This window comes from Pseudomonas sp. GW821-FHT07E12 (assembly GCF_058986605.1).
Genome location: NZ_JBYSVX010000003.1, coordinates 82,006 through 89,611, shown reverse-complemented (window position 1 = coordinate 89,611; position 7,606 = coordinate 82,006). Strand labels below are relative to the sequence as shown.

Below are 7,606 nucleotides of genomic sequence, written 5' to 3'. Positions count from 1 at the left end.
CTGGAGCGGGAAACGAGACTCGAACTCGCGACCTCAACCTTGGCAAGGTTGCGCTCTACCAACTGAGCTATTCCCGCTTGGGAGGCGAAATTTTACATTGAACCGGGAACCTGTCAACTGTTCGAACCGGCTTTTTTCCCTGATCCACGCGTGGCTGCCTTCTCGTCCTCGCGCAGGCTCGGCCAAGCCGCGTGCAGATACTGGATACCGGACGAAAGCGTCAGCATCGCGGCGATCGCCAGCATCCAGTCGCCGATGTGGAATGCGTAATCCCCCATCCAGATACCCTCCCCAGCGGCACGTCCGGGCATCACCGAGTACAGCAGACACAACAGCGCGACCATCTGCGCGGTGGTCTTGATCTTGCCAATCATCGCCACGCGCACCTTGGCGCGTTGGCCGATTTCGGCCATCCATTCGCGCAACGCCGACACCGCGATCTCACGACCGACGATCACCGCCGCCCAGAACGCCATCCACGGCGTGGGATGGCCCTGCACGATCAGGAACAGCGCCACCGCCACCATCAGCTTGTCGGCGACAGGATCGAGGAAGGCGCCGAACGCGGAATACTGGTGATAGCGGCGTGCCACCCAACCATCGAGCCAGTCAGTGAAGGCTGCCAGCCCAAAGACAGCGGCCGATGCGAAATTCGTCCACTTGTAAGGCAGGTAGAACACCACGACCAGCACGGGGATCATCAGGATCCGCGCCAGGGTCAGCCAGGTGGGGATGGTCAACTTCATCTGGTTCTCTATTCGCCGGACGCGTCAGGCGCCGGCAACCCGTGCAGGTTAGCGTAGATTCGCGCGGCCAGCGCAGCATTGACGCCGTCTACACGCGCGATTTCCGCCTCGCCTGCGGCCTTGAGCCCCGCCAATCCGCCGAAATGCTTGAGCAGGTTGGCGCGACGACGCGGCCCGATGCCCGGAATGTCCTCCAGTTTGCTGGTCATCCGCGCCTTCTGCCGACGCCCGCGGTGACCTGTGATCGCGAAGCGATGCGCCTCGTCGCGCACTTGCTGTATGAACTGCAACGCTGGCGAGGCCGCGCCCGGTCGCAGTTCGCGACCGTCGGGCATGACCAGTGCCTCATGCCCGGCACGTCGCTCCTCCCCTTTTGCGACACCCACCAGAACCACGTTCTCCACGCCCAGATCGGCCAACGCCGCCTGTGCCTGCGCCAGCTGGCCGGCGCCGCCGTCGATCAGCAGCACATCCGGCATCACCCCGTTCTCTTCCACTGCACGGCGGAACCGGCGATCGATCGCCTGCCGCATCGCTGCGTAGTCATCACCCGGTTCGATGCCGGAAATGTTGTAGCGCCGATACTGACCTCGCACCGGCCCGCTCGCATCGAACACCACACATGAGGCCACCGTCGCCTCGCCCATCGTATGACTGATGTCGAAGCACTCCACGCGCTTGACCGGTTCGGCCAGCCCCAGCATCTCGCGCAGTGCTTCGCTGCGTGCATGCTGGGCGCTCTGGCTGTCGAGTTCGGTCGCCAGCGTCAGCTGCGCGTTGCGGCTGGCAAGTTCGACGTAGCCGGCGCGCTCACCGCGCACGCTCCACTTCAGCGAGACCTTGTACTCGGCCGACACGCTGAGCGCGTCCTCGATCAGATCCAGATCGGGGATCTCGCGATCCAGCACGATCTCGCGCGGAGGCGTGTGCTCGGCGTAGTACTGCGAGACGAACGCCGCCAGGATCTCGCCCGGGCTGTCCTCGCCATTGGTGCGCGGGAAGAACGCGCGCGTGCCGAGATTGCGACCATCGCGGAAACTCAGCAACAGCACGCAGGCGTGGCTCATCTGGATTGCGACCGACAACACGTCCAGATCGGCGGCGCGGCCGTCCACATACTGGCGGTTCTGCATGCTGCGCAGCGAAGACAACAGGTCGCGCAACCGCGCGGCGCGCTCGAATTCCAACGCCTCGCTGGCCTGCTGCATCGATTGCATCAACTCGTCGGCAAGCAGGTCACTCTTGCCCTCGAGAAACAGCGTGGCCCGTCGCACCGACTCGGCGTAGTCATCGGCGCCCACCAGATCGACGCACGGCGCGCTGCAGCGGCCGATCTGGTACTGCAGGCACGGCCGCGAGCGGTTGCGGAACACGCTGTCCTCGCAGCTGCGCAGCCGGAACAGCTTGTGCATCAGGTTGAGCGTCTCGCGCACCGCGATCACGCTGGCATAAGGACCGAAGTAGCGGCCCGCGACCGCCCGTGGCCCACGATGCAGGGCGATGCGCGGCCACTGCTCGCGGGTCAGCATCACGTACGGATAGCTTTTGTCGTCACGCAGCGCGACGTTGTAGCGCGGCGACAGCGACTTGATCAGCTGATTTTCCAGCAGCAGCGCCTCGGCCTCACTGCGGGTCACGGTGACGTCCATGCGCGCGATCTGCGAGAGCATGGACATGATCCGGGTGGTCTTGGGGTTGCCGTTGAAGTAGCTGCCCACGCGATTGCGCAAAGCCCGGGCCTTGCCCACGTACAGCAAGGTGTCGTCTTCCGCGTACATGCGGTAGACACCTGGCGCGGTGCTCAGCTTGGCGGCGAACGCCTTTCCGTCGAATTCGGCTTTCGGCCTGGACTTCATTCTGCTATCGGTACATCGCTCAATTCACCGCTGGCGATGTCGTAGCGTAATACGGCATGCGCGTCGGTCTCGGAAATCCACACCGCACCGGCCGTCACTGCAAGACCGGAGGGACCATGCAGGCGACGCGGCAATGCCACCGTCGCCAACTCGCCACCGCCCAGGCGCAGCGAGCGCAGGCGACCATTGCCGCTGTCTGCAATCCACAACACCGGCGAATCGGGCGCCAGGGCGATGCCCTGCGGATACTCCAGACGTGCGCGCGAGCGCGGGCCATCCTCGTAGCCGGACTCCCAGACGCCCTGCCCGCCGACCAGCGTCTGCACCAGATCGCCACGCAGTTGCATCGAACGGATCGCCGAACCCAGCGCGTCGCAGACGTACAGCACCTGCTGCACGGCCGCCAGCGCCACCGGCTGTGCGAACGCGGCCAGATGGCCACTGCCATCGCGCGTCTCCAGCACGCCGGCACCGGCGCGCCACGACAGGCTCTTGTGGCCCAGGTCGTAGCTCCAGATCCGGTTGTCGCCGGCCATCGCGATCAACACCTGATTGCCGATCACCGCCAGGCCATGCGGATGATCGAGACCGACGCCAGCCGGGTTGGACAACGGCCCAGCCACCGGTTCGCCCGCCTTGCCGTTGCCGCACAGGGTATCGACCTGACCACTGCGCAGATTGATGCGCCGCAAAGCGTGGTTGCCGGTATCGGCGACGTAGAGCAACTCCCGTTCAAGCGCCACACCAAGCGGGCGCTTGAACGCGGCCTCGCCGATGCCGCCGTCGATGAAATCGGGCGTGCCGGTGCCGAACTGGCGCAGGATGCGGCCGCCGTGGGTGCATTCGAGGATGCGGTGATGGCCGCTGTCGGCGATGTAGAGCCGATCGGGGGTCGCCGCCAGCCCTGCCGGGAACTGCAACGGCAGCCTCGGCTCTGGATTCAGCTCACGCTCCACTCCCAATTCGCCATCGCTGGGAGGATGCTGGCCTTCGCACAGCGCCTGCAGCGCGCGCTCCAGCTCGCCTCCCGGACCGACCAGACGCTGCCGCTCGCGCCCCTGCGCATCGAGCAGCACCAGGGTCGGCCAGGACTCGATACGGAACCGGCGCCAGGTCTCCCAGTCGCTGTCGAGCAACGTGGGCGCGCTGATGCCCTGGCTGCGCAGCAGCTTCAATGCGCGCTGCGGATCGCGCTCGCTTTCGAAGCGCGGCACCTGCACGACGATGACCTGCAGCCGGCCCGGATTGCGTGCCTGCCAGTACGAAAGTTCGGCCAGCCGCTGCACCGACCACACCGATCCGGCGTTGACGAACGCCAATACCAAGGGGCGGCCACGATGCTCGTGCAGCGTGGAGGGTCTGGCGTTGAGCCAGGTAGGGAATTCGGGGAACTCCGGCGCGAGCGTGGCGTTCATCGCGTAATTATGCCCGGTTGGCGGCGATCCGGCCGACGCTGGCGACGGCTGCGGCATCCACCAGCCGCCACACGCGCTCGAAGTCATCCGGCCCACCGGTATAGGGATCAGGAATGTCGGTGCGTTCCTCGATCCCCGCCCACGGAAGCCACAACGCCAGTTTGTGCTGGTAGGCCGGTGGCGCGATGTGCAGCAGGTCGCGCCGGTTGCTCGCATCGGCGCACAGCAGCCAGTCGAACGTCTCGAAGTCCTGGGCGCGGACCTGCCGCGCACGCAATCCGGAAATATCCACACCATGGCCCTGCGCACAGCGGATCGCGCGCCGGTCCGGTGGCTCCCCGGCATGCCAGCTGCCGGTGCCGGCCGAATCGACCTCGATGACATCCGACAGCCCTGCCCGGTCGATCCGCGCACGCAGCGCACCCTCGGCCATCGGAGAACGGCAGATATTGCCGAGACAGACGATCAGAAGCTTCACTGGGCCGCCAGACGCGCCTCGGCGCGCTCCAGGTCCTGCGGCGTGTCGATGCCCGGCGGAAACTGTTCCGGAGTCAACGCCACTGCGATCCGATGACCTGCTTCGAGCACGCGCAGTTGCTCCAGCGACTCGATCCGCTCCAGCATCCCCGCCGGCATCGCCGCGAAACGACGCAGGAACCCGGCGGTGTAGCCGTAGATGCCGATGTGACGCAGCCACTCGCCTTCCGGCTTGCGCTCGTGCGAGAGCGCGAAGGCATCGCGATGCCAGGGGATCGTCGCGCGACTGAAGTACATCGCATCGCCACGTACGTTGCGCACCAGCTTGACCACATTGGGGTCGAACAGCTCGTGTGGATCTTCGATCGAGGTCGCCAGCGTGGCCATCTCGGCGCCCGAGGTGACCAACAGCTCTGCCACCGCGCGGATGCCCGAGGCCGGCGCGAACGGCTCGTCGCCTTGCAGGTTCACCACCCGCACCTCATCGCCCCAGCCGGCGATCTGCGCGCACTCGGCCAGCCGATCGGTGCCCGAGGCATGCGTGGTGGCGGTCATGGCCACATGCACGCCCTCGATGCCGGTGATCGCCTCGGCGATCCGCTCGTCGTCGGTAGCCACCCAGACCTCCTGCGCACCGGCCAGCAGCGCCCGTTCGGCCACGTGTTGGACCATCGGTCGCCCTCCGAGCAGGCGCAGCGGCTTGCCGGGCAAGCGCGAGGCGGCATAGCGGGCGGGGATGGCAACGACAAAGGCCTCAGCCACGACGAGTCCCATTCATCCAAAACGATTCCTTAACAAACCCCGTGTTCATCGATTGCGCTTGCCCTAAGGTTAATTGAGAATAATTTTCATTCGTCGGTCCGCGACGACGGAACACCATCGGTCCGACCGGTGGAACGAGCCATTCCCCCAACATTCTATAGAGCCCCATGACCTCGAACGTCCCAGGCCCGGCATCGACCGCGCCGATTTCGCACTCCGCCTTGCGCCGCAACGCGCTGTTCCTGTCGCTGCTCGCCACCCTGGCCGCTCCCCTGGCCGCCCAGGCCGAAGAAGCCGCCGATGCCAAGACGCTGGATTCGGTCAAGGTGACTGCCGAACGTCAGGATGGTTACACGGTGCGCAAGACCGCCGCCGCTACCAAGCTCAACCTGTCTCCACTGGAAACCCCGCAGTCGGTCAGCGTGATCGGCCGTCAGCAGATGGACGATTTCGCGCTCAACAGCGCTGACGACGTGCTGGGCCACGCCGCCGGCGTCAACGTCGAGAAGATCGAGACCGATCGCACCTACTACACCGCACGCGGCTTCGACATCACCAACTTCCAGGTCGATGGCCTGGGCCTGCCATTCACCAACGGCGGAGCCGAAGGCGACATGGACACCGCCATCTATGACCGCATCGAGGTGCTGCGTGGCGCCAACGGCCTGCTCTCCTCCACCGGCAATCCGTCGGCGACGATCAACTTCGTCCGCAAGCGTCCGACCGAGGACCTGCAGGGAAGTGTCAGCGTCGGCGGCGGCTCGTGGAGCAATTACCGCATCGACGCGGACGTGTCGGGCAAGCTCAACCAGAGCGGCAGCGTGCGCGGGCGCCTGGTCGGTGCATGGCAGGACGGCGACAGCTACCTCGACCGCTACAGCCGCAGCAAGAAAGTGTTCTACGGCGTGATCGAGGCCGACCTGAGCGACAGCACCCTGCTGACCGTCGGTGCCAGCTACCAGCAGAACAAGCCCAAGGGTGCGATGTGGGGCGCATTGCCGCTGTACTACACCGACGGCAGCGCCACCAATTACGATCGCTCCACCAGCACTGCAACCGATTGGAGCACCTGGAACAGCACCGACAAGCGCGCTTTCGTCGAACTCGAACAACAACTCGGTGGCGACTGGAAGCTCAAGGCGTCGCTGAACTACCGCAAGTTCGAGACCGAAGGCGACCTGTTCTACGCCTATGGCACGCCTGACCGCGACACCGGGCTGGGGCTGTATTCCTACCCCTCCTACTACGCCAGCGACGAGACCCAGAAGTACGCAGACCTCTACGTCAGTGGCACCTTTGCACTGGGCGGGCGCCAGCACGACTTGGTAGCCGGCGTGAATTGGGCCCACTACGATGTGACCCAGCTGTCCTGGTACAGCAACGACATCGGTACCGCACTGCCCAGCCTGGAAGACTGGACCGGCAACTACACCAAGCCGAGCTTCGATGCCTATTCGCTCGGCGCCAACTTCGACATGACCCGCAAGAGCGCCTACGCGACGGTCCGCTGGAACCTGAGCGACCAGCTCAAGCTGATCACCGGCGTGAACTACACCCAGATCGAGAGCAGCGGCGAGAACTACGGCAGCGTGCATTCTTACGACGACAACAAGGCCACGCCGTTCGTAGGTGCGGTCTACAACTTCGACCCCAACTACGCGCTATACGCCAGCTATGCGGAGATCTTCAATCCGCAGACCGAACTGGACAGCAACTTCCGCGTGCTCGACCCGGTCACCGGCAACAACGCCGAGCTGGGGATCAAGGGCCAGTGGCTGGACGGCCGGGTCAACGGTTCGTTCGCCTTCTTCCGTGCCAAGCAGGAAGGACTGGCCGAAGCCGGCGAATACATCAACAACATCCAGACCTACTACGGCATCAACGCCACCTCCACCGGCTACGAGACCGAGATCGCAGGTCAGTTGAACCCGTACTGGCAGGTCAGTGCCAGCTACACCCAGCTCGGAATCAAGGGCGATGACGGCGAGAACGTGCGCACCTATGTGCCGCGGCGCACGGCCAAGCTGGCCACCACCTACCGCATCCCGGGACTGGAACAGTTGAAGGTCGGCGCGAACGTGAAGTGGCAGGACGACATCTATCGCGATCAGGGCGTCACCGACACCAGCGGCAACGAGATCATCACCCGCCAGGGCTCCTATGCCCTGCTCGGCATGATGACCAGCTACGACTTCACGCCGAAGATCAGCGCCACGTTGAACCTCAACAACGTCACCGACCGCAAGTACATCAACAGCCTGTACTGGGCGCAGGGCTTCTACGGCGCCGGGCGCAACTGGTGGCTGTCGGTCAACTACAAGTTCTGATGACGGCACGCTGCATGTGATGA

6 protein-coding genes and 1 tRNA gene are annotated in these 7,606 nt (G+C 64.9%); 1 reads left to right on the top strand and 6 read right to left on the bottom strand.

Annotation, left to right across the window (positions count from 1 at the left end; translation table 11 throughout):
- Position 1: 1 nt before the first annotated feature.
- The 6 genes from AC3WJE_RS03210 to kdsB form a co-directional block, all read right to left on the bottom strand.
- Positions 2-77 (bottom strand) — tRNA-Gly (locus AC3WJE_RS03210).
- Between the two features lie 36 nt (positions 78-113).
- On the bottom strand, positions 114-740 hold the full coding sequence (pgsA, locus tag AC3WJE_RS03205; protein ID WP_493729463.1) for a CDP-diacylglycerol--glycerol-3-phosphate 3-phosphatidyltransferase: 627 nt from the start codon (positions 738-740) through the stop codon (positions 114-116).
- 14 nt (positions 741-754) lie between these two features.
- Positions 755-2,602 carry an excinuclease ABC subunit UvrC gene (gene uvrC, locus AC3WJE_RS03200; RefSeq protein WP_493729335.1) on the bottom strand — a complete coding sequence of 616 codons (1,848 nt, stop codon included), beginning with the start codon at positions 2,600-2,602 and terminating at the stop codon, positions 755-757.
- A complete protein-coding gene (locus tag AC3WJE_RS03195; protein WP_493729334.1) occupies positions 2,599-4,017 on the bottom strand; it encodes a hypothetical protein in 1,419 nt (472 codons plus the stop codon). The genes uvrC and AC3WJE_RS03195 overlap by 4 nt, the downstream gene beginning before the upstream one ends.
- Positions 4,018-4,024: 7 nt before the next feature.
- Positions 4,025-4,495, bottom strand: coding sequence for a low molecular weight protein-tyrosine-phosphatase (locus tag AC3WJE_RS03190; RefSeq protein ID WP_493729333.1), 471 nt, complete (start codon positions 4,493-4,495; stop codon positions 4,025-4,027).
- The gene (gene kdsB, locus AC3WJE_RS03185) at positions 4,492-5,256 is read right to left on the bottom strand and encodes a 3-deoxy-manno-octulosonate cytidylyltransferase (protein ID WP_493729332.1); all 765 of its coding nucleotides are present in this window, start codon (positions 5,254-5,256) and stop codon (positions 4,492-4,494) included. Before kdsB ends, AC3WJE_RS03190 begins: the two co-directional genes overlap by 4 nt.
- A gap of 167 nt (positions 5,257-5,423) precedes the next feature.
- Here kdsB and AC3WJE_RS03180 point away from each other — a divergent pair, with 167 nt between their 5' ends.
- Positions 5,424-7,583 (top strand): TonB-dependent siderophore receptor, encoded by a 2,160-nt coding sequence (locus tag AC3WJE_RS03180; RefSeq protein WP_493729331.1) that lies wholly within the window; start codon positions 5,424-5,426, stop codon positions 7,581-7,583.
- Positions 7,584-7,606 lie beyond the last annotated feature (23 nt).